This window comes from Lactobacillus kullabergensis (assembly GCF_003151025.1).
Taxonomy (GTDB): Bacteria; Bacillota; Bacilli; order Lactobacillales; family Lactobacillaceae; genus Lactobacillus; species Lactobacillus kullabergensis.
The window spans coordinates 628428-650611 of record NZ_CP029477.1 but is presented as its reverse complement, the minus strand read 5'-3'; the positions used below and the strand labels follow the sequence as shown (position 1 = coordinate 650611).

Annotated in this window: 18 protein-coding genes; 1 reads left to right on the top strand and 17 read right to left on the bottom strand. The window is 36.9% G+C overall.

Going from position 1 to position 22184, the window contains the following annotated elements; translation table 11 throughout:
• Positions 1 to 18 precede the first annotated feature (18 nt).
• From DKL58_RS03270 to DKL58_RS03220, 11 genes are all read right to left on the bottom strand, one after another.
• Positions 19 to 1743, bottom strand: coding sequence for a phospho-sugar mutase (locus DKL58_RS03270; protein WP_109586080.1), 1725 nt, complete (start codon positions 1741 to 1743; stop codon positions 19 to 21).
• 132 nt (positions 1744 to 1875) lie between these two features.
• Positions 1876 to 2805, bottom strand: coding sequence for a thioredoxin-disulfide reductase (gene trxB / locus DKL58_RS03265; protein WP_109586079.1), 930 nt, complete (start codon positions 2803 to 2805; stop codon positions 1876 to 1878).
• A gap of 57 nt (positions 2806 to 2862) precedes the next feature.
• Positions 2863 to 3882 carry an NAD(P)H-dependent glycerol-3-phosphate dehydrogenase gene (locus DKL58_RS03260; RefSeq protein WP_034977470.1) on the bottom strand — a complete coding sequence of 340 codons (1020 nt, stop codon included), beginning with the start codon at positions 3880 to 3882 and terminating at the stop codon, positions 2863 to 2865.
• Between the two features lie 30 nt (positions 3883 to 3912).
• Positions 3913 to 4749, bottom strand: coding sequence for a prolipoprotein diacylglyceryl transferase (gene lgt, locus DKL58_RS03255; protein ID WP_109586078.1), 837 nt, complete (start codon positions 4747 to 4749; stop codon positions 3913 to 3915).
• Positions 4746 to 5708, bottom strand: coding sequence for an HPr(Ser) kinase/phosphatase (hprK, locus tag DKL58_RS03250; protein ID WP_034977465.1), 963 nt, complete (start codon positions 5706 to 5708; stop codon positions 4746 to 4748). Before hprK ends, lgt begins: the two co-directional genes overlap by 4 nt.
• Positions 5709 to 5724: 16 nt before the next feature.
• Entirely contained in the window at positions 5725 to 6000 is a 276-nt protein-coding gene (locus DKL58_RS03245) for a hypothetical protein (protein ID WP_109586077.1), read from the bottom strand.
• An 8-nt stretch (positions 6001 to 6008) separates the two neighbouring features.
• A protein-coding gene (prfB, locus tag DKL58_RS03240; RefSeq protein WP_109586076.1) for a peptide chain release factor 2 occupies positions 6009 to 7125 on the bottom strand; the annotation gives its coding sequence in 2 pieces (ribosomal slippage) (positions 6009 to 7052 and positions 7054 to 7125; 1116 coding nt in all).
• A gap of 79 nt (positions 7126 to 7204) precedes the next feature.
• Positions 7205 to 9604 (bottom strand): preprotein translocase subunit SecA, encoded by a 2400-nt coding sequence (gene secA, locus DKL58_RS03235; protein ID WP_109586075.1) that lies wholly within the window; start codon positions 9602 to 9604, stop codon positions 7205 to 7207.
• A gap of 130 nt (positions 9605 to 9734) precedes the next feature.
• A complete protein-coding gene (gene hpf / locus DKL58_RS03230) occupies positions 9735 to 10283 on the bottom strand; it encodes a ribosome hibernation-promoting factor, HPF/YfiA family (protein WP_034977454.1) in 549 nt (182 codons plus the stop codon).
• 93 nt (positions 10284 to 10376) lie between these two features.
• A complete protein-coding gene (locus tag DKL58_RS03225; protein WP_109586074.1) occupies positions 10377 to 11066 on the bottom strand; it encodes a ComF family protein in 690 nt (229 codons plus the stop codon).
• Complete coding sequence (locus tag DKL58_RS03220; RefSeq protein ID WP_109586073.1) at positions 11063 to 12346, bottom strand: helicase-related protein; 1284 nt, start codon at positions 12344 to 12346, stop codon at positions 11063 to 11065. The genes DKL58_RS03225 and DKL58_RS03220 overlap by 4 nt, the downstream gene beginning before the upstream one ends.
• A gap of 42 nt (positions 12347 to 12388) precedes the next feature.
• Here DKL58_RS03220 and DKL58_RS03215 point away from each other — a divergent pair, with 42 nt between their 5' ends.
• The gene (locus DKL58_RS03215; protein WP_109586072.1) at positions 12389 to 13051 is read left to right on the top strand and encodes a YigZ family protein; all 663 of its coding nucleotides are present in this window, start codon (positions 12389 to 12391) and stop codon (positions 13049 to 13051) included.
• Positions 13052 to 13184: 133 nt separating this feature from the next.
• On the opposite strand, the gene DKL58_RS03210 is transcribed toward DKL58_RS03215, so the two are convergent.
• The 6 genes from DKL58_RS03210 to recA all read right to left on the bottom strand — a co-directional run bounded on the left by DKL58_RS03210 (position 13185) and on the right by recA (position 22149).
• Positions 13185 to 14339, bottom strand: coding sequence for a glycosyltransferase family 4 protein (locus DKL58_RS03210; RefSeq protein ID WP_109586071.1), 1155 nt, complete (start codon positions 14337 to 14339; stop codon positions 13185 to 13187).
• A 142-nt stretch (positions 14340 to 14481) separates the two neighbouring features.
• The gene (locus DKL58_RS03205) at positions 14482 to 16278 is read right to left on the bottom strand and encodes an FAD-binding protein (RefSeq protein WP_109586070.1); all 1797 of its coding nucleotides are present in this window, start codon (positions 16276 to 16278) and stop codon (positions 14482 to 14484) included.
• Between the two features lie 21 nt (positions 16279 to 16299).
• On the bottom strand, positions 16300 to 18105 hold the full coding sequence (locus tag DKL58_RS03200) for an FAD-binding protein (RefSeq protein WP_109586069.1): 1806 nt from the start codon (positions 18103 to 18105) through the stop codon (positions 16300 to 16302).
• Between the two features lie 16 nt (positions 18106 to 18121).
• Positions 18122 to 19114 carry a helix-turn-helix domain-containing protein gene (locus DKL58_RS03195; protein WP_162542320.1) on the bottom strand — a complete coding sequence of 331 codons (993 nt, stop codon included), beginning with the start codon at positions 19112 to 19114 and terminating at the stop codon, positions 18122 to 18124.
• Between the two features lie 158 nt (positions 19115 to 19272).
• The gene (rny, locus tag DKL58_RS03190) at positions 19273 to 20901 is read right to left on the bottom strand and encodes a ribonuclease Y (protein WP_420812276.1); all 1629 of its coding nucleotides are present in this window, start codon (positions 20899 to 20901) and stop codon (positions 19273 to 19275) included.
• A 135-nt stretch (positions 20902 to 21036) separates the two neighbouring features.
• Positions 21037 to 22149, bottom strand: a complete 1113-nt coding sequence (gene recA / locus DKL58_RS03185) for a recombinase RecA (protein WP_034977431.1) — start codon at positions 22147 to 22149, stop codon at positions 21037 to 21039.
• Positions 22150 to 22184: the final 35 nt, after the last annotated feature.

Below are 22184 nucleotides of genomic sequence, written 5' to 3'. Positions count from 1 at the left end.
TTTCGCATCATTTTTGTTTTATTTTAACAGTTTTGCCAATGCTTTTTGATAACTTTCAGCAGCTTCATGTGCAGTAGCAATATCTGGTTTATTTACTCCAACATAAGCTTTAATTACTGGTTCTGTACCTGAGGGCCGCAAAGCCAGCCAAGTTTCATCGGCTAAAAAGTATTTTAATACATTTGATTTAGGTAAGTCTCTCATTGGTTTAGTGCCATCTTCATTAGATTCCTGTTGCTTTAAAAAGTCTTGAATTTTAACGACTGGGATCCCATTTATTTGTTGTAAGTTTTCAGAACGCAATTTCGCCATCAATTCGGCCATTTTCTTTTGTCCACCAATTCCTGGCATTTCTATAGCTTGGGTAATTTCATACGATGTGCCATATTTTTGCCAGATTTCACTCAAACCATCTAAGACTGTCATATTCCTTGAGGCATAATAAGAGGCTACTTCAGCAAACATTAGCGCTCCTTGCATAGCATCCTTATCTCGAGCAAATGGTTTAAAAAGGTAACCATAACTTTCTTCAAATCCCATTAAAAATTTGCCATCATGCATTTTATTCATGCGGTCAATTTCTTCGCCAATAAATTTAAAACCTGTCAAAACTGATTTTGTTTTGATACCAAAATCATCAGCAATTTTAAGTGGCATACTACTCGAAACTATTGAAGTAATCAATTCATAATCACTGATGAGTTGACCATTATTTTTCAAATTAACTAATAAATAGTAAATCATCAACGTAGCGATCTGATTACCTGTTAAAACTTGAAAGCCACCATCTTTTGTTCGCACACAAGCACCCATACGATCTGCATCAGGGTCAGTTGCAATGATTAAATCGGCATTTTTTTCATTTGCCAGCTTAATCCCTGGATCAAAAACATCGCGGTATTCTGGATTTGGCTTTTTAGTAGTGGGAAATTCCGGATCGATGATTGCCTGACTGGGAACGGGTATTACTTTACTAAAACCATTTTGCCTAAAAGCCCGTTCATAAAGTATTTTGCCTGTGCCATGCAAAGGAGTGTAAATAATTGTTAGCCTGTCAGCATTTTGCTCTATAAGTTTAGCATTAACATTTACCGTTTTCAGTTCTGCCAAATATGCCTCATCAATATCTTCTCCAATTAACTGCAAAATTCCCTGAGCTCGCAGTTGAGCTACTGGCGCAGTATTAACAGTAAATATATCAGTTACTTTTTGGGAATAGTTAAAAACGCGCTCAGCATCTTCAGGTCCCATTTGGGCACCATCAGCACCATAAACCTTGTAACCATTATATTGCTTGGCATTATGAGAAGCAGTGATATTAATTCCCGCATAAGAATGCAAATATCGTACTGCAAATGAAAGTTCAGGAGTTGGTCTTAAATCATCAAAAAGATAAACATGGATATTATGAGCTCCTAAAATTTGTGCTGCATGCTCCGCAAACTCGCGAGAGTGATAGCGAGAATCAAAAGAGATCACTACACCCCTTTTTTGAGCTTTGTCACCTTTTTCATCTATCAGACGAGCCAAACCTTCCGTCACTCGACCTATAGTATATAAATTAATACGATTAGTCCCTGGCTCAAGTCTGCCCCGCATTCCAGCAGTTCCAAAGTTAATATCCTGGCCAAATGCATCCGCAATCCATTTAGGATCTTGACTCAGCTTTGCTAACTGTTCTTGCAAGTAATCAGGCATGTTGTGGGCATTTTGCCATTCTTGAAATGTTTTTTCAGCTTTCATTTAGATAAGGTACCCCTATTTCTAGCAATAAATTCGGTTTCATAGATTCTATTCTAGCATTTATCATTATTGCTATCCGTAAAAATAAAAAAAGAATTCAATTTAAATGAATTCTTTTTTTAATCTTTATATTTAACGATCATTTAAGTCTTGGAGATAATTATAAGCTTCTTGACCAGCAATGCTGCCATCACCAACTGCATTAGCAATCTGACGCAGATCTTTAGCACGCACATCACCTAAAGCAAAAATGCCATCAACTTTAGTTCTCATGTGTTCATCAGTTGGGATCCAGCCCTTCTCGTCAGTTATTCCCAAATCTTTAAATGGAGCTGTTTGAGGAATAACCCCAACATAAATAAAGACACCGCGAGTTTGCAAATGCTTTTCTTCTCCTGTTTCTTTATCTTTGTATGTGACTCCGGTAACCTTTTCGCCATCTCCATCAATAGATTCGGTCAAACCATTCCAAATAAAGTGCATTTTGGAATTAGCGAAAGCACGTTTTTGTAAAGTCGGCTGAGCCCGTAATTGATCACGACGATGGATAACCGTGACTGATTTAGCACTTTGTGCCAAATAAATTCCTTCTTCAATAGCTGAATCACCACCACCTATAACAGCAATGTCTTCGTCCTTAAAAAAGGCAGCATCACAGACTGCACAATAAGAAACACCTTTACCGGAATATTCTTCTTCACCCGGAACTCCTAAATGACGATGATCAGCTCCGGTAGCGATTATTAATGCAGGAGCGCTATATTCACCAGTGTCTGTTTTTACGATTTTCTGGTCTCCGTCTATAGTTACTGTTTGAACATCGCCATACTCAAATTTTGTACCAAATTTCATGATTGAATTATACATTTTTTCACCTAGTTCAGGTCCTTTTATTTCACTGAAACCAGGATAATTATCAATCGCATCGGTATTATTCATTTGCCCGCCATACAAGCCACGATCAAGCATTAGAACTGATAAATTTGCACGAGAAGCATAAAGAGCGGCAGTTAACCCACCTGGTCCTGCTCCTATAATGATCACATCATATTTTTCCGTCATAGTTTTACCCCCAGTATTTTCTTATTTTTCGTAAGTAATGTTACAACGAATTGATCGCTAAAGTCTAATTTCTTGTTTAGGACTCCTGCCCATCATCTTGGTAATTTCATCATCAACGTTGGAATTTTGGTATAAAACTCGATAAATTGCTTCACTGATTGGCATATCAATTTGCTTTTCCTGACATAATTCATGCACAGCTTTTACCGTTGTAGCACCCTCTACAACTTGACCCATATTCTGCAATATGTAGTCAAGACTCTTTCCTTCTCCTAATTGCTTACCACAACGCCAATTACGCGAATTAACTGAAGTACAGGTAACAATTAAATCACCTATTCCTGAAAGTCCACTGAAAGTCATTGGATCAGCACCAAAATAATTAACTCCTAAACGAGTAATTTCAGCTAAGCCACGAGTCATTAAAGCTGCTTTTGCATCATCACCATAATGTTTTCCTACTAAAATACCAGCCGCAATAGCAATAACATTTTTAACTGCTCCTGCCACTTCAACGCCAATTAAGTCATTGTTAGTATATAAGCGGAAATAATCATTTGAAAATAATTGCTGGACTTTTTGGGCATTTTCCCTGCTTGTTGAGGCACATGAAATTGCAGTTAAATCTTTTTGAGCTACGCTTTCTGCATGACTCGGTCCTGAGATTGCTACAATTTTGTCCTCATCATCTGGATAGATTTCTTCTGTCAATATTTCAGAAATCAATTTTTTAGATCCCGGCTCAATACCCTTAGTCGCTGTCACAATAAGTGGCTTAGCATTAGTCTTTTGTAACACCTTGCTTACATTTTGAGCAACACTGCGAATAGCCTGAGTAGGCAGAACAAATAAAACGATTTCTGCATCCTTTAGTGCTTGATTTAAATCACCCGTTGCAGTAACCGTCTGATTTACCTGCCAATTCTTCATGTAATGTTCATTAGTATGGTGTTGATTAACTTCATCATTAACTTTTGCGTTATTACCGTACAATACGATTTCATAGCCTTTATCAGCAAGCATCGATCCCAGAACCGTGCCCCATGAACCTGCTCCTAAAACTGCAATTTTTGTCATTTCTAACTCTCTTTCACTTAAAACAATTTATTAGTCTCGACTATAAGGATACTTCAAGCCGCTGCCGTCAAGATACCATTTCGGTTTAACTACTTTTCTGCGATAAATAAATAATCCTACGACCACAGCAAATAGTATTAAACTAAGCATTTGTGAAACGCGTATCGAACCCATTAAATAAAGGCTGTCAGTCCGCATCCCTTCCACAAAAAAGCGCACCACAGCATACCACGCCAAATAAAGCATGAATATTTCACCTTGTTTGAATAAATGCTTTTTATGCCGTAAAAACAATATTATTAACAAACCAATCAAATTAAAAAAAGATTCATACAAAAAAGTCGGTTGGTAGTAGATTCCACCGATTTTCATTTGGCTAATGATAAAATTAGGCAAATGCAAGCTTTGTAAAAATGCTAATGTTGTTGGTTCACCATGGGCTTCCTGGTTAATAAAATTACCCCAGCGTCCCAATATCTGAGCCGCCATTACACCTGGGGTAATAACATCCAACATCAAAAATGGGGGTAGCATTCTTTTATAACAAAATACCAAAAGAACCGCCAAACCAGCTAGCAGACCACCATAGATAGCGATGCCGCCATTCCAAATAGCAATTATCTGATCAAGATGCTGGGAATAATAATCCCATTCAAAGATAACATAATAAATACGTGCGCCAATATATCCAATTGGAACAGCCCATAATAGCAAATCCATGAAGTCGTCACTTTCAATTTGTCGCTTGCGTCCCTCAATAATTGCCATTGATACGGCTATGATAATCGCTACCGCCATGATAACGCCATACCATTTGACATTTAAGTTTCCTAATTTAAATGCTACAGGACTAATGGTCAATGTCATTTATTCTTATCCTTTGCTGAATCTTCTTTAGAGTTTTTCTTAATTAACTTCGTTAAGTTATTATCAAAAGTTTTCGTGGCGTTGTATCCACTCCTTTTGGCACGGAAATTCATTGTGGCAATTTCAATAATGTCTTCCATGTTGCGGCCTACTTTAACTGGAATAGTAATTTGTGGCACTTCAACATTGCAAATATCACGTTTACTCTCTTCAAAGCCTAAACGATCGTAATTTGCCTTATTATCCCAATTAACAAGCTTGATTACTAGTTGAATACTTTCACGGCTTTTGACGGCACCAACACCAAACAAATCCATGACATCAATTATGCCAATGCCGCGAATTTCCATTAAATGCTTCAAAATGGCCGGTGCTTCGCCCATCACCGTTTCAACATCTTTTTGATAGACATCAACCCGATCATCGGCAATTAAACGATGACCACGATGAATCAAACCCAAGGCAGTTTCAGATTTCCCAACACCGGAATCACCAGTCAAAAGGACACCCATACCCTTGACTTCAATCAGAACACCATGAATAGTATCGCGAACCGCCAGACGTTCTCGCAAATATTCCGTTAATATACTAGAAACATAAGTGGTTGATTCAGGTGAAGAAAGGATTGGAATTTGTGCATCATCAGCAGCTTTAACTAATTCAGGCGGTACACGCAGAGAACGTGACACAAAAAAGCACGGGGTATCAGGTGTGCAAAGCTTAGTAAAAACATCGACCAAGCTATCGTGATCTAACCTTGCAGCATAAGAAATTTCTGTTCTACCCAATAACTGAATACGCTGGCGCGGATAAAAATCAAAGTATCCTGTCAATTCCAACCCTGGTCTGTAAATATCGGATACTATAATTTCTTTATCGTTAATATATTGTTTTCCGTGCACAACGTGGACAATTTTATTATCACGAATTAAATTCTTTAATTTGACCGCATTTGTCATTTTAAATTGCCCCTTTTTACTTGTCGACATCTTTAGTTTTAGCATCACGTACTTTTTTACGTTTTGGTCTGGCTTCATTATTTTGGTTCCAGTTTCCCCAGTTATAAGGACCAGGACCAGAATTTCCGCTCTTATTTTCATCATTTTTAGTAAAATGGTTAATAAGCCATATAATGCCAATAATAACTAAAGCTGCGGGCAATAACAAAATAAAGACATGAAACATGGCGTAAATAATACTCAAAATGACTACTGCAAGTAAAACTAAACCAATAATTCCCCAAAAACTCATCTAATCACCTACTCTGGATTTTCCTGACTTAAAAGCCACTGCAAATATGCATAAACAAATGGTTGCAGCTTACCATTCATTACACCATTTGTATCAGAAGTTTCATAGCTTGTACGCAAATCTTTAACCAAATTATAAGGATGAAAAACATAAGACCGAATTTGAGAACCCCAGCCGATTTCTTTTTGGTCACCTTTAAGTTCCTGTTTGTGTTTACGTTTCTTTTCTTCTTCTAAATGAAACAATTTTGCTCGCAATTCATTCATCGCGGTTTCCCTATTTTGCAGCTGGGATCGCTGTGCCTGAGATGTTGTTACAATTCCTGTGGGCAAGTGAGTGATTCTAACGGCACTTGAAGTTTTATTAATATGTTGTCCCCCTGCACCACTTGAACGGTAGACATCAATACGAAGGTCTTTAGGATTAATATCAACTTTAATACTGTCATCAATTTCCGGAATAACCTCAACAGACGCAAAAGACGTATGTCTTCTTTTAGCTGAATCAAATGGTGAGATTCTAACTAACCGGTGAACCCCATTTTCCGACTTCATTAGACCATAGGCATTTTTGCCAGTAATTTTTGCACTGACACTTTTAAGACCAGCTTCTTCTCCAGGTTCATAATTATTAATTTCAAACTTGAAATTCCTAATATCAGCATAACGCTGATACATTCTAAGAAGCATTTGCCCCCAGTCCATAGCCTCAGTACCACCAGCACCAGGGTGAATTTCAATAAGCGCATTATGACTATCGTATTTATCAGATAAGAGCAAATCTAATTCGTAATCATGAAATTCAGTCTGCAACTGTTGTAAATCTGCTTCAACTTCTTTTTGTAAATCATTATCTGGCTCTTCTCTCAGCAACTCTACTGCAGTTATTTCATTTTCATAATCAGACTTTAATTTATCAAAAGAATCGCGTTTCTCTTTTAACAAATTTGTTTCACTGATCAAGCTTTGGGCTTTTTCTTGATCATCCCAAAAAGAGGGATCTTGCATCTTGTTTTCATTAACAATAATATTTTCAGTAATTGAATCTAAGTCAAAGAGACCCCCTAAAGTGGTCTAACCGCTTTTTTAAACTATCTAATTCATTTTGAATTTCACTTATTTCCATTTTTAAGCATAACACCTTTATTCTTAATAAAATTTCAGTAAAAAAGAGAAAGCAGCTGCTTTCTCTTCAATCTTAACTGTTAACGACTAAGATTTTGTCTAATTTCAGCTTTCATAAATAAACGAGTTACGTCAAATTCAATATTTGAAACCATTTCTTCAAACATGTTGTAACCAGAATCCTGGTATTCAACCAACGGATTAAGTTGACCGTAACCACGCAAACTAATTGATTGCCGTAATTGATCCATTGCATCTATATGATCAGTCCAGCGGTCATCAACTACTCGCAATATAACTACTTTTTCAAATTCAAGCATTTCTGAAGGATCAGCTAAAATTTCTTCTTTTTCTTCGTAATTTGCTTCAACAAGATCATATAGTTTTTGCTTTAAGTCAGATACTGTAATTGTTTTGAAGTCAATTGCATCTGTTTCTTCTTCGTTGGTTAGACTGGAAGAAATAAAGTCCCGTAACGAATCAAGGCGCCACTTGCTGCGATCACCTTGCGTAAACATATCTACTTGACTGTTAATAGTTCGACGAATCATTGGAATTAAAACATCCTTGAGGGAATCTTCTTCACCGATAACTTGCATCCTTTCACCGTAAATAATTTCACGTTGAATACGCATAACATCATCATATTGTAGAGTTTGCTTACGAGTATCGTAGTTATTACCTTCAACCCGTTTTTGAGCTGACTCAACTTGCCTGGTGATCAGACGACTCTCAATCACTTTATCATCGTCATTATCTGATAGACGATCAAGAAAATCTTTTACCCTGTCACCACCAAAACGCTTCATCAAATCATCTTCAAGTGAAAGATAAAACCGTGTAACACCAGGGTCACCCTGACGACCAGAACGTCCACGGAGCTGATTATCAATTCTACGAGATTCATGACGCTCGGTACCAATAACAGACAGTCCACCTAATTCTTTGACACCGGGCCCTAATTTAATGTCAGTACCACGACCAGCCATGTTAGTAGCAATAGTTACGGCACCGCGTTGACCAGCATTCATAATGATCTGAGCTTCTTTAGCATGGTTTTTAGCATTCAGAACTGCATGCGGTATTCCTTCTTGGTCAAGCAGTTTACTTAGTCTTTCAGAACTTTCAACCGCAACAGTACCGACCAAAACTGGTTGACCTTTAGAATGACGGTCTTTTATTTCATTGACAACAGCCGCAAACTTAGATGACAAAGTTGGGTAAAGAATATCAGGATTATCCTTTCTAATTAACGGGCGGTTAGTTGGAATCGTAATAACCTGCATATTGTAAATTTCACGAAACTCTTCTTCTTCCGTTTTAGCTGTACCAGTCATCCCAGCAAGTTTTTTATACATTCTAAAGAAGTTCTGGTAGGTAATTGTAGCCTGAGTCTTGGACTCTTCTTGAATCTTAACGCCTTCTTTTGCCTCAATAGCTTGGTGCAAACCATCAGAATAGCGCCGTCCCTGCATAACACGACCAGTGAACGAGTCCACAATTAAGACTTCACCATCTTGAACGACGTAATCAATATCTTTAAGCATAATATAATTTGCTCTCAGAGCCTGATCAATATGGTGTACTAGTTTTTGATTCTCAACATCGTATAAATTTTTAAGTCCAAAATGATCACAAGCCTTTTGGATACCTGTTCTGGTTAGCGAAATAGTCTTAGTAGGCCAGTCAATCTTATAATCACCATAGTCTTTGTCGTCATCTGCATCATCATCACTCTTATCCTCTTTAAGGGTTTTGACAAAACGATCTGCACGAATATAGTCACCATTAGCTTGTTCGGCTTCACCCGAAATAATCAATGGCGTTCTAGCTTCATCAATTAAAATTGAGTCGACCTCATCGATAATAGCATAGTTAAGCTCTCGTTGAACCATTTGTTCTTTGTAAACAACCATGTTATCACGTAAATAGTCAAAACCAAGTTCAGAGTTAGTTGAATAAGTTACATCACAATTATAAGCTTCCCGTTTTTCATCTGGCGACATTGCATTAAGATTAAGACCAACAGTTAAGCCTAACCATTTATATAGCTGACCCATTTCTTCTGCGTCACGACTAGATAAGTATTCGTTGACAGTAACAACATGAACACCTTTTCCTGTTAGTGCGTTCAAATATACCGGCATGGTTGCAGTCAAAGTCTTGCCTTCACCGGTCATCATTTCAGCAATATTACCATAATGCAGCGCAATACCACCTAAAACCTGAACATGAAATGGGTAGAGTCCCAAAACTCTTTTGGCACCTTCACGAGCAACTGCAAAAGCTTCTGGTAAAAGTGAATCCAAACTTTCACCATTTTTTAGCCTGTCACGAAATTCAGGTGTTTTAGCCTGCAATTCATCATCAGAAAGTTGACCATACTCTTCTGCATGATCTTCAACTTTACTAGCAATTTTTTCAAACTTTTTCAGTTCTCTTTTATCATTATTGTATAGTTTCTTTAAAATGTTTACCATTTAATCGATCCTTATATGTAGTTAAAGTATAAAAACACATAATAATTTTACCATGATTGACGCTAAATGAAAAATAAACAAAACAAAGACCTCACACTAAATGTGGGGCCCTTGCTTGATAATACTATTTTTATTTTGTTTCAATCAAACCATAACGGCCATCATTTCTGCGATAGACAACACTTGTACCGTTAGTTTCACCATCTTGGAAAACAAAGAAATCATGTTCAAGCATATTCATTTGCAAAATGGCTTCTTCAGGACTCATCGGTTTCAGACCTATTTGCTTATTGCGAACAATAGAAAACTCATTGACCTCTTTATCTTTAGAATCCTCTTCTGCACTTTCAACGAAGAAGTCGTTAAATCCTTTTTCACGACTCTTACGATTCACTCGAGTCTTATACTTTCTAATTTGTCTTTCAAGTTTCTCTGAAACAAAATCAATACTGCGGTACATATCGTCAGTTGTTTCTTCAGCTCTCAATACTAAGTATGGCAGTGGTATAGTTACCTCGACTTTAGCCTTGTGATCACGATACACCTTTAAATTTACATGTGCAATCATATCTTGATTCAAATCAAAATACTTCTCTAATTTTTTTAGGCGTTTTTCTACGTAACTTCTTAAAGCATCAGTTACCTCAATATTTTCACCACGGACATTATACTTTAACATATGAGATTCTCCTTTCAACTGCTTATGCAGTCTTATGTTAACTATATTATAGCAAAATTATAGCAAAACATGAAAGCGCTGAACAATTTAGTTTTATCTGCATAAGGTAAAACTACTAATTTTTGCATTAGGAAAAACTTCTGCCAACGCATCCCGTGCATGATAAAGCGTTCTGCCCGTAGTATATATATCATCTAATAAAAGTATCTTGTATTTCTTCAAATTAATCGTAAAGTTTTTCTTAACAAAAAAACTTTGCTCACTTCTTAATCTTTCAGCGCGATTTTTTTCTCCTTGTGCACTTAGCCCTGCTTTTTTACCCAATACACAGGTTAATGAAACCAGATTACTATAAATTGAACTGATAGTATCAAACTGTCTTTGTTCAAGATGCTCTGGAGAAGTGGGCACAGGAACATAGAGGTCTGCTTGACGTTTAGTTAAATCTTCCCGACATAATTCCTCTAATACTTTGTGCAAAGCATAATCACCATACCTCTTATAATTAACCATTAAATCATGAAAAGCTTCATTATATAAATACAAGGAATGATTTTTTAGTAATTTTTTTCCATAGATTTTCTGCCAATTAATACAATCTAAACAAAATTTATTTTGGCTCAACTTACCAAAACAATTTGGACAATGTTTGTCAGGGATGCGCATATATTTACTTTGACAATTAGAGCAAATACATTTGGCTTCCTGTTTGTGCCAAGAAAATAATTGGATAAATGACACTTTAGCAACAAAAAGCTGCCCACACAGTAAGCACCTTCTCATTTGTTCATCTCGCGAATTTGTTTCATTGCATTACGAATGCTGTTGGTATATTTATGATAACAAAATAAAACCAAACCACTGGAATCAGTTTTGTCTCTTCCGACCCTACCGGCTATCTGCACTAAGCTCGAAGCGGAATAAATTTTATCATCCGCTTGAACAACAATTACCCAGACATGATTAAAAGTAACCCCTCGTTCCAAAATTGTAGTTGTCACTAATAGCCGAGTTTTTCCTGCTCGAAACTTTCCAACTTTTTTAATTCTATCTGTATCGTTTGCATGAACCCCAGAAATCTCAATCTTACTAAGTTTTGGCTCTTTTTTTAAGGCATCAATATAAAGATTTATTTGATCAACACGAGGTACAAAAAGCAATAATGGGTGGCCTGCTTCTACAACTTTTATAATTTCTTTAAGGAGATTAACATTAATTTTGTTTTGATGCAGAAATGGACGGAGAAATAATTTTTCTTTTGGTACAGGTAAAAGATTTCCATGGAACCTTCTTTTCAATTTTAGTTTCTGCAATTTACCTTTTTCCACGGATGCTAATAAATCTTTAGTAGGCGTTGCGGTTAAGTAGACTCTCTGTCCCTTATCATTAATTGCATTTTCTGCTGCAAAATGCAATTCTGAATTATGAACATAGGGAAAAGAGTCAGCTTCATCAATTACAAGTAAATCGAAAGCATGAAAAAATTTTAATAATTGATGTGTCGTACAAATAGTTAATTGTTCTAGGCCTGGCTCTTGGTACTCACGGCCATGATATTTACCGATTTTAATTTCACTAAAGGCATTTTGAAAACGTGGATATAACTCGTTTACAACGTCAATTCTTGGAGTTGATAGACAACATCTTTTTCCCTCTGCTAAACAGTGTGCTATTAAAGGAAAAAGCATTTCTGTTTTACCTGCACCAGTTACCGCATGAACTAGTGAGTCCTGACTGTTGATATAATTTTCAACTAACTTACGTGCAATTTTAGCCTGTAGTAAGGTTAGTTCACCCTTCCACGTTAATCCACCATTTGCTTTTATCGAAAAATTTATTTTTTGTTTATTGCGAATTAAATAATCGCCTTCCACAATTCTTCCCAGACCAATGCAAGCTCTGCAATATTTTTTACCACTTGGCAGTTTGGCATAAGCCCTGGCATTGCAGCGCAAGCAGCGACCATTTTTAATTGCCTCGATTTTGGTTAAGCCAGCCTTTGTGCTAAAATCCATTTGACTACTAACCCATTGGCGGCCTGCAAGATTTGAAATACTTTCCATTTTGTCCTCCAATAATAAATACGCAAAAAAGGGCTGATTTTTTTGAATGAAAAAGAAAATTATTTGACCATTAAAGAAAATGGCAATCACGAATTAACGATAAAAAAAAGTCGTTTTATTACGACTTTAATACGGACCCCAACTATTGAAGAAGCTGAAAAGGCAATTGCCGCTGTGTCTAACAAATACCGTGATGCCACTCATAATACGTTTGCTTACACCATTGGTTTAAACGATGAGCACGTCAAAGCAAGTGACAATGGTGAACCATCTGGTACGGCCGGAGTTCCAGAACTAAAAGCCTTGCAGTTAATGAAACTCAAAAATGTCACTGCAGTAGTTACGCGCTATTTTGGCGGAATAAAATTAGGGGCGGGAGGTTTGATACGTGCATATTCTAATAGTGTGACTAAGGCAGTGGAAGCCATAGGAGTAGTTAAACGAGTTCAGCAACAGGGAGTTAAATTTCAAGTCGATTATAAAAAATTTGATGAAATCCAGCACTATCTTAATCAACAAAAAATCTTTATTGACAATATTGATTATGGCGTCAGCGTGACAATTTCAATTTACATTGATGAAGGCAAATTAGAGGAATTAGAGAATGACCTCACTAATATTTTGTCCGGCAAAATACAGTTTATTTTTCTGCCTAAAAGATATAATGAGGTTCCCGTTACTCAGCACAATTATCATGATCAATAAAAGCATAATTCAATAACTATACAAAAGAAGAAGACAATCCACATTTAAGGAATTTGTCTTCTTTTTTCTTGTTAATTTTAGCAGTAGTCAAATTGACTTTTAAACTAAAATCTCTTGTCAGTATCTGCCAAATCTAATCTTTCTTTTTCTTTTTTAATTGCTCAGGCTTGTCTTGCCCAAGATGCCAAACTTCCACCGTAGGATCTTTTTTACTCCGAGAATTAATCAGTTTTTGGGTCAAATTCATAAGCGGTTTGTATTTTTCTCCTAAAAGTCCAATGGATTCCACAAAAAACTCTAATGCAACTGCTAGACCAGCAATTAAGACCCACATGCCCCACATTGGCGACAATAAAAATAACAGAGAAATAAAAGAGAAGACCAATGATATTGCATAAATACTTAAAACCGTTTGTCTGTGTGTCAAGCCCATTTTCATAAGTTGATGATGCAAATGATGCTTATCAGCTTGAGAAACGGGCCGATTATTAAGTTTGCGCCGAATCATAGCATAAAGCGTATCGGTAATCGGCACGCCTAGAATAGTAACCGGCACAAGCAGCGAAATGAAAGTTACGTTCTTCAAGCCTTTTAGAGAAAATACTGCAATCATAAATCCGATGTATAACGCACCTGTATCACCTAAAAATATTTTAGCCGGGTGAAAGTTATATGGTAAAAAGCCCAGTAAACAAGCTGCCAGCATAAAACAGCCGATCGGAATATAGAGTTGGCCGGTGTGCAAAAAGAAATAGCCGACAATTCCCATAGTTATGAGTGAAATCATAGAGACACCATCAGCCAATCCGTCAAGCCCATCAATTAAATCAACAGCATTAGTTAAAGCTAAGATCCAAAAAATAGTAATTGGCAGACTCCACCATCCCAAATTTATTTGTTTGTTCAAAAATGGCAGATTGAGAACATTCATTTTAATACCGGCAAGAAAATAAATTACTAGAGCACCGATAAAAATACCCAGCATTTTTTGTCTTGGCTTCAGCTCCATAATATCATCGATTATGCCAGTCAAGACAATTACACTAGAGCCTAAAAGTATGCTAAAAGCCTCATGTGTTGGAAATTGCTCACGCAATAAAACAAAAGCTCCTATATTGAAGGTGACAAAAATACCCAATCCCCCTAAGGTTGGCATAGGCTTTTTATTTACTCTTCTTTTATTGGGAATGTCGACGGCACCTAATACGAAAGCTAATCGCCTAATAAAAGGTGTGATCGCAGCCTGTATAATCACTAAAAAGAATAATTCAACAATAATTTTAAACATAGTCGGCTACTTTCATTTAAAGTTGTCTTAATTATACAGGGTAGAGCAAAAATGCACAAATTAGGTTGATTATCATAAATTTTTCCAAATAAAAAAACTGGATGCAAATGTATCCAGTTTTAATTATATTTAACTCCAAAAACTAATTCTGTGAAGCACCAGAATTAGTATCAGTTTTTACTTGAGCATTCTTTGCAGCACTTTCACCGGCAATTCTGCCAAAAACAATAGCGTTTGTAATGCCCATTCCACATCCAGGATAAGTCATTCCGCGCCAACCACCTGTAGTACTTCCTGCAGCATAAAGATTATTTATCTTTTTATCAAAATTGTCCAGAACTTCTGCTTTAGTATTGATGCATAATCCTCCAGCCATATCCGGTATTGATGGCGCAAGTTTAGCGGCATAGTATGGAGCCTTAAAAGCAGTTAAATCTTTTTGGCGACCAAATTCCGTATCTTGACCATTGTTTACATCATTATTCCATTTAGCAATTGTTTTCTCTAACACATTAGGGTTTAAATTAATTTGCTCTGCTAATTCCGCGATAGTATCTGCTTTTTTAAAGTAGCCATCTTCTACTTCGCGTTTTAAATGCGGTGAAGGAGCTGGGGCAGAAAAGGCAGCTGGCATTTCATTTGCCATTCCTTCATCGAAAATCAGCCACACGAAGCCATGATCTAGATCAGCGATTTTCTTAGAGGCATATTCAAAATACATATCTTCCCTAAAGTGTCTTCTAGCATCTGTTCCAACCCAAATATAAGGTTTTGTCCAAGCTGTACACAGAGGACCGATACAGACATTATCGCCGGATTGCGTACCAATTGAGTTTGCTATTGGCATCCACATATCTTTTAACTTAGCACCAATTTCAGCACCCATAGTGATACCATCACCCATTTGTCTGATTGAACCATATGATTCTCCAACAGCAAAATCAGGCGCAAAGCTTTTAAGCATTTCTTTATTGCGTGAAAAACCTGCAGTTGCAATAACAACGCTTTGGGCTTTGTAGTTACCCTTATTAGTATGTACACCAACTACATTATTTTTCTCATCAGTAATTAAGTTCTCAGCTGTAATATTAAAAATAAATTTTGTGCCAACTGCTTTTGCCTTATTGTAAAGTGGCTTTGAAAGACCATAGCCACTTTTTTCGACAGTTAAATGTGATCTGGCTGCCGGAGTCGCATAGTCTTTCATTGCTTCTTCATTGCCAATTTCTTGGACTTCTTGAAAATTGACCCCAACTTCACCAGCCAGCCATTCATAATCTTCTGCGCCATGTTCAACGATTGTTTCTCTCATGCCCGCATCTTCATAGCCTTGACCAACTGCTTTTAAATAATTATTCCAATTGTCTTTAGAGTCTTTAATACCTTGCGCTTTTTGCAAGCTAGTACCACCACCAGCATTGTAATAACCTCCAGACAGAGTCATATCAGATAGCATATAGCTTGATGTATATTCCAAACATATTACGGAAGCACTTTTTTGCCTTGCTGTAATGGAAGCTGCAAGTCCAGCAGCTCCCGCTCCGATTACCAAAATATCTGTTTGATCTTCAAATTGCAAATCATCTGGATTAACGTTACGGTAGTCCTCACCATTAACCTTTTTTGCAGTATTTCTCAAATCAACCTTTTTATCAAGACCACTGGGATCGCCAGCCTTTGAAACAGCGTCTTTAACTGCTTTTTGGACAGCTTGAAAACTAATAGTTGCACCAGTGACTGCATCAATATTATATGACTGATGCTCAACAATTAGCTTTGGTGCCTTTTTTAAAGCAGCAGTGCTTATACCAGAAGTTTCATCCTGTTGATCAATTGTTACATCCATAATTTTATTGTCTTTGACTGTTACCGAAACCTTAACTTCACCGCGATTACCAGAACCTTGTCCTTGATAAACGCCATCTTTTAAATTTGCCATTTTTTATCCTTTCGTTAAAATCTAAGCCTGCTTCAACGCAGATTCAACTGCTTCTTTAAATGCACGACTTGATGCAGAAGCTCCTGAAACAGCATCTACGTTAGTTGTTTTCTGAGCTAGCATTTCTGTCTTCATTTTCTTAATCGCTTTTTCACCGTAGTCAGGTGATTCGCTTTCTTTTAAAACTTCAATATTTGTTGGACGCTTATCACTGTCAACTGTTACTCGCACTACTATTTCATTGCCCATGCCGCTTGAAGATTTACCAATATATTGATTTTCGGCAGTGGAATAATCTTCTTGTTTAGCATCTGATTCAGGAAATGCAGCATCAGCATTATTTTCACTAACACTGGCACCTGAGACTACTTGATCATCTTTAATTTTGGCGGCATTTTCTCCGGCTATTTTACCAAATATTAAGCAGTCAGCTATGTCTCCGCCGCCATTATATTGATTTGCACCTATATGACCCAGCTCACCAGCAGCATATAAGTGTGGCAAAACTTTCTGATCTGTATCTATGACTTCAGCATTTTCATTTCGACGTGGTCCACCTTGAGTGTTTAACATCGTATGTTGCTGAGCTAAAGAATAGAACGGACCTGTAAGTGCAATTTTGACCATTGATTCTGGCTTACGTCCACACTGATAATCGACTCCCTGATCAACAAAGAAATTATATGTGTTCAAAGTATTTTCTAAAACTGCTGGATCAACTTTAATTTCTTGAGCTAAATCTGCGATAGTTTCTGACTTAACTACTTTAGTTAAAGCCTCTTTTTGAAATTCATCATTATTAGCTAAGAATAGTTCATCGTATTTTTTCTGATCAAAAATCATATGAGGATGTACTTGGGCTAAAGGAATTCTCCAAAGACCATGATTATAGCGATGACCATGACGGGTTGGATCGTCTTCGGCTACATAACGCGTACCATCATCGCCCACTGTGATCAGTGAACCAGCAAATAATGCTTTCCAGGCCATAATGTTATGAGCTCTTTGGCCTTTAGGAGCAGCTAAATTAACAGTCCCACCTGGTTCATAATTATTCATATGCCATAAATCCGCACCAACTTCTATAGCCATCTTGATGCCATCGCCATTGTTATAAAGCGTACCGTATGGTAATAAATTAGTTTCACCTAAATAGTCCTGCACCATTTGTTCGTTATTTTCAAATCCACCTAGCGCTAAAACTACACCGTTTTTTGCTTGGACATTGAACAGCTTGCCTTTATTTTCAATCTGTACACCGATAATTGTCTTATCCGTATCCTGGATTAAATGCTTTGCCGGTGTTGAATAAAGTACATCAATCTTGTCGCTGCGGTCTAAAACATTCTGGCGCAATTTCTTCCAAAGAGCGGCATCAAATATTTGATCATGTACCAGCAGGTCGTCATTTGTATCTGCACCTTCAAATTCGGGATATTCAGCACTCATGTATGCCAACATAGCAACATTTTTGTTACCTGGATTATTTTTCACACTAAATGCTTTTCCGCCCAAATACTTTTCAAAGTAATCTGGTAAATTAACCATTCCTTTTACAAAAGTTTCAAGCACCTGCTCATCTAAATCAAGTGGAGCAGTCATTTTTTGATAATACTTTTTGAGCTTATCATAATCATAACCTGCTTCAACAATCTGTCCACAATATCTGGTATTACCACCTTCATGTCCCTCTGGTGCACTGTCTACTAAAAGGACTTTTGTTACTTTATCTGCAGCAAAACGCGCTGCTGTAGCACCTGCTCCGCCAAAACCTATTACAACAACATCATAAGTCGCATTCCAAGATTCATTATCTTTTAAAAACATTTTGTTTTCTCCTAAATTAAATTGCATTAATACTATTAGATTGTAGAATTTTTTGTAGTCTGTACTCTCTGACCGTTAATCCAGACCATTTTTTAAAAGCCTTATAAAATGAAGCAACACTGTTAAAACCGACTAAAAAACTTACTTCAGCAGTATTTAAAGTTTTATCTTGAAGTAGGTTTTGTGCCAAAATTTTTTGCACAATACTGAGTTGCTTTTTAAATGTAGTACCCTCATTTTGCAACCATCTTTGTAATGTCCGTGAAGAAATACTTAGCTCATTTGCTACATCTTTTAGCTGAAAATTACCCCCAGCAATCAGCTTAAAAAGAGTGTTTTGTACAACGGCTGAAATTGGAGGGTTGATATTTAATTTTTTAATGTACTTTTTTAAACCGGGTTCAATAAAGTTCCACATTACATCGTTCTTAGTTATAAATGGTTGTTCTAAATCACGCTTTCTAAACACCAAATAATTGTCTAAACTATTCTGACCTTTAATGCCTAAATAACTATTAATTTTTGATCCATATTTGTATTTGCTACCAATAGACACAGGGTTAATATTTTTATCTGTTCCTGCTCTAATCAGACTAACTAAAGAAATTTGATCAACTAGTAGACTAAAACGTGAGAATTTACGATATTGATCCAGGTATCTGATATGAATTCTTAAATTTTCACCTTCTTTAAATCTTCCCATTTCGATTGGCCCTATAAGCTGCTGATAGGTTGCCAACCGAGAGATTGCCTGTATTCCGTTTTTACTTGATAATGCAGCAAAATATGGAGGAACAAACTGGTAAAAATTTTGAACATCACTGCAAGCCAGTAACTGCTTATCAGTGGCTTCTTTATCAAGTACTTGAAATACGTGTGAGTTTTTTATCCATTTAGCATTAAGGTATTTATCCATCATGCTAGAATCAAGCAACCCAGAAATTGAATCAAAGGGATAACCTAACTCTTGTAAAAAGTCTTTTAGTTCAGTTGTTATCTTTTGGTTCACAGTGTATTCCTCCATTCAATTCGTATTGTATACCCTTTCATTTTAGTAAAATATGTTTAATTGCGATAATTTATGTTTAAATGCGCCACATTATAGTTGAATTATAATAAAACGAACAAATAAAAAAGGTTGAATTTTTTAAAATTCAACCTTCTACTTTACTTAGCAATTGATACAGCTCGTTTTTCACGAATAACTGTTATTTTAATATTACCCGGGTAATCAAGTTCTTTTTCAATTTGGTTACGAATGTCTCGTGCCAATACGGTAATACGATCATCTGAAATTTTATCAGGCTCAACCATTACGCGAACTTCACGTCCAGCTTGAATAGCATATGCCTGTTTAACACCATCATACCTGCTAGCTATTTCTTCCAAGTCAGTAAGTCTTCTAATATAATTTTCCAAACTTTCGCTTCTGGCACCGGGTCTTGCAGAAGAAATTGTATCCGCTGCAACTACCAATTCAGCAATAAACGATAACTTCGGCACATCTCCATGATGTGCTGCAATTGCATTAACAACCACATCCGGCTCGTGATACTTCCTAGTCAATTCCACACCTATTTCAACGTGTGAACCTTCAATATCATGGTCGACTGCTTTTCCAATATCGTGTAATAATCCCGCGCGAACCGCTAATTTTTCATTTAATCCAAGCTCCGCAGCCATTGTCCCAGCTAATTTTGCAACTTCAATTGAGTGACCTAAAACATTTTGACCGTAGGATGTACGGTATTTAAGTCTACCCAATATTTTAACCAGCTCAGGATTCATTTTATGAATTCCCAGCTCCATTAGAGCGCTTTCTCCAGCTTCGTAAATATCATCATTTACCTCTTTACGAGCCTTATCGACTGTCTCTTCGATTCTAGCTGGATGAATTCTTCCGTCCTTAATTAAACGCTCCATTGCCCTTTTAGCAATTTCACGTCTAATTGCATCAAAACCACTTAGTGTGACAACTTTAGGAGTATCATCAATAATTAGATCTACTCCGGTAAGTGCCTCAAAAGATCTGATATTACGCCCTTCTCGACCGATAATACGACCTTTCATTTCCTCATTAGGCAAATCAACGACTGATACTGTAGTTTCGGCTACTGTATCAGCAGAACTGCTTTGAATAGCATCAATAATTATTTTACGTGCATAGTGATCCGCCTTGGCTTTTACTTCTGCATTACTATTACTAATCATTTCTGCTCGTTCTTTAACCAATTGGTCTGCCAATTGATTTAAGACAAGCTTTTTCGCCTGCTCCTTGTCTAAATGAGCAACTTCATAGAGTTTTTGTGTAGTCTGTTCGACCAATTCATCAGCCTTTTGCAATTTAGCAGTTAATTCAGTTTGCTTTTGTTCCAGCTGTTCATCTTTTTTAGCTAAATCTTCCTCTCTTTCTTTTAGCAAAGAGTTTTTATGATCAAGAGTATCCTCTCGTTGTGTTAAGCGATTTTGATCGCGTGCTATTGTATCACGTTTGTCGTTTAATTCATCTTCAACTTTTTGTCGATAATCTTGAATTTGTTCTTGAGCTTCAAGAATTTTTTCCTTTTTAGTGTTTTGCGCACTTTGTTTTATAGCGTCAGCTGCCTGCTTTTGTGCATTGACTTCAGCCTTAGCAGCGTCGACTCGTGCTTTTGCTTCGGTTAAAATATGATCGGCATCGTTTTGGGCATTTTGGGCTTTCTTCTCCCAAATTTTTTTACGTGTAGCGTATCCTGCAACTGTGCCTACTATAATTGAAATAATAGCAATCGCGACGGGAATCAAAAATTTACTCATCATGATTTCTATCGCCTTTTTTATTTTTTTAGATTATTCACACAATATTAATGATAAAGAACCACGGGGATTATGTCAAACGTCATGAAAAAAACCTCAACCAGTTTTCACAGGTCGAGGTCTATTTCCTCATAGTTAGCTGCTTTTGCTGTCAGCTTCTTTTTTATCAGAAGCTTCCTTTTCTTTGCTTGCAACTTTCTTGGCTTTTTTCTCTTTTATTTTTTCCGGATCTTCTCTTTCAGCTACGGATTCCTCATCAATACCAAAAGCCTGACGAACTTGTTTCTGAACATCATCATAAACATCAGGATGATCTTCAAGATACTTTTTCGCATTTTCACGGCCTTGTCCAATCCGCTCATCATGATATGAATACCAGGAACCAGCTTTAGCAATAATGTCCTTGTCAGCGGCCATATCTAGAAGTTCACCGCTTTGCGAGATGCCTTTACCATACATCATATCAACTTCGGCAACTTTAAAAGGTGGTGCAACCTTATTCTTAACAACTTTGATCTTTACGCGGTTACCAGTGATTTCACCACCAGTTTGTTTAATTTTTTCTGCTCTTCTAATTTCAAGTCGAATAGTTGCGTAAAACTTAAGTGCACGACCACCTGGCGTAGTTTCAGGATTACCAAACATGATCCCAACTTTTTCACGTATTTGATTAATAAAAATTGCTATAGTTTTAGTCTTATTAATATTACCTGAAAGTTTACGCAATGCTTGACTCATTAAACGTGCTTGCAGTCCAACGTGACTGTCACCCATCTCGCCGTCAATTTCAGCTTGAGGTACAAGTGCTGCAACTGAATCAACTACTAAAATGTCAATCGCACCACTCGTAATCAGTGTATCCGCGATCTGCAATCCCTCTTCACCAGTGTTAGGCTGGGATAAAATTAATGAATCAACATCAACACCTAGTGCTTCTGCATAAGCAGGATCCATCGCATTTTCAGCATCAATATAAGCAGCGGTGCCGCCTCTTTTTTGCACTTCAGCGACCGCATGTAAAGCTACTGTCGTCTTACCAGAAGACTCTGGTCCGTAAATTTCTACAATTCTACCACGGGGATAGCCGCCAACTCCTAAGGCCGCATCAAGAGCAAGCGAACCTGAAGGAACAGTTGAAATTTTGGTGTCAGCTTTATCGCCCATACGCATAACGGCGCCTTTACCAAAATTCTTTTCAATTTTCTTAAGCGCATTTTCCAATGCAGCTTGTTTTTCATCTTTGGCCAAGACTCTTGTCCTCCTATAAATAGTTTCATCATTTT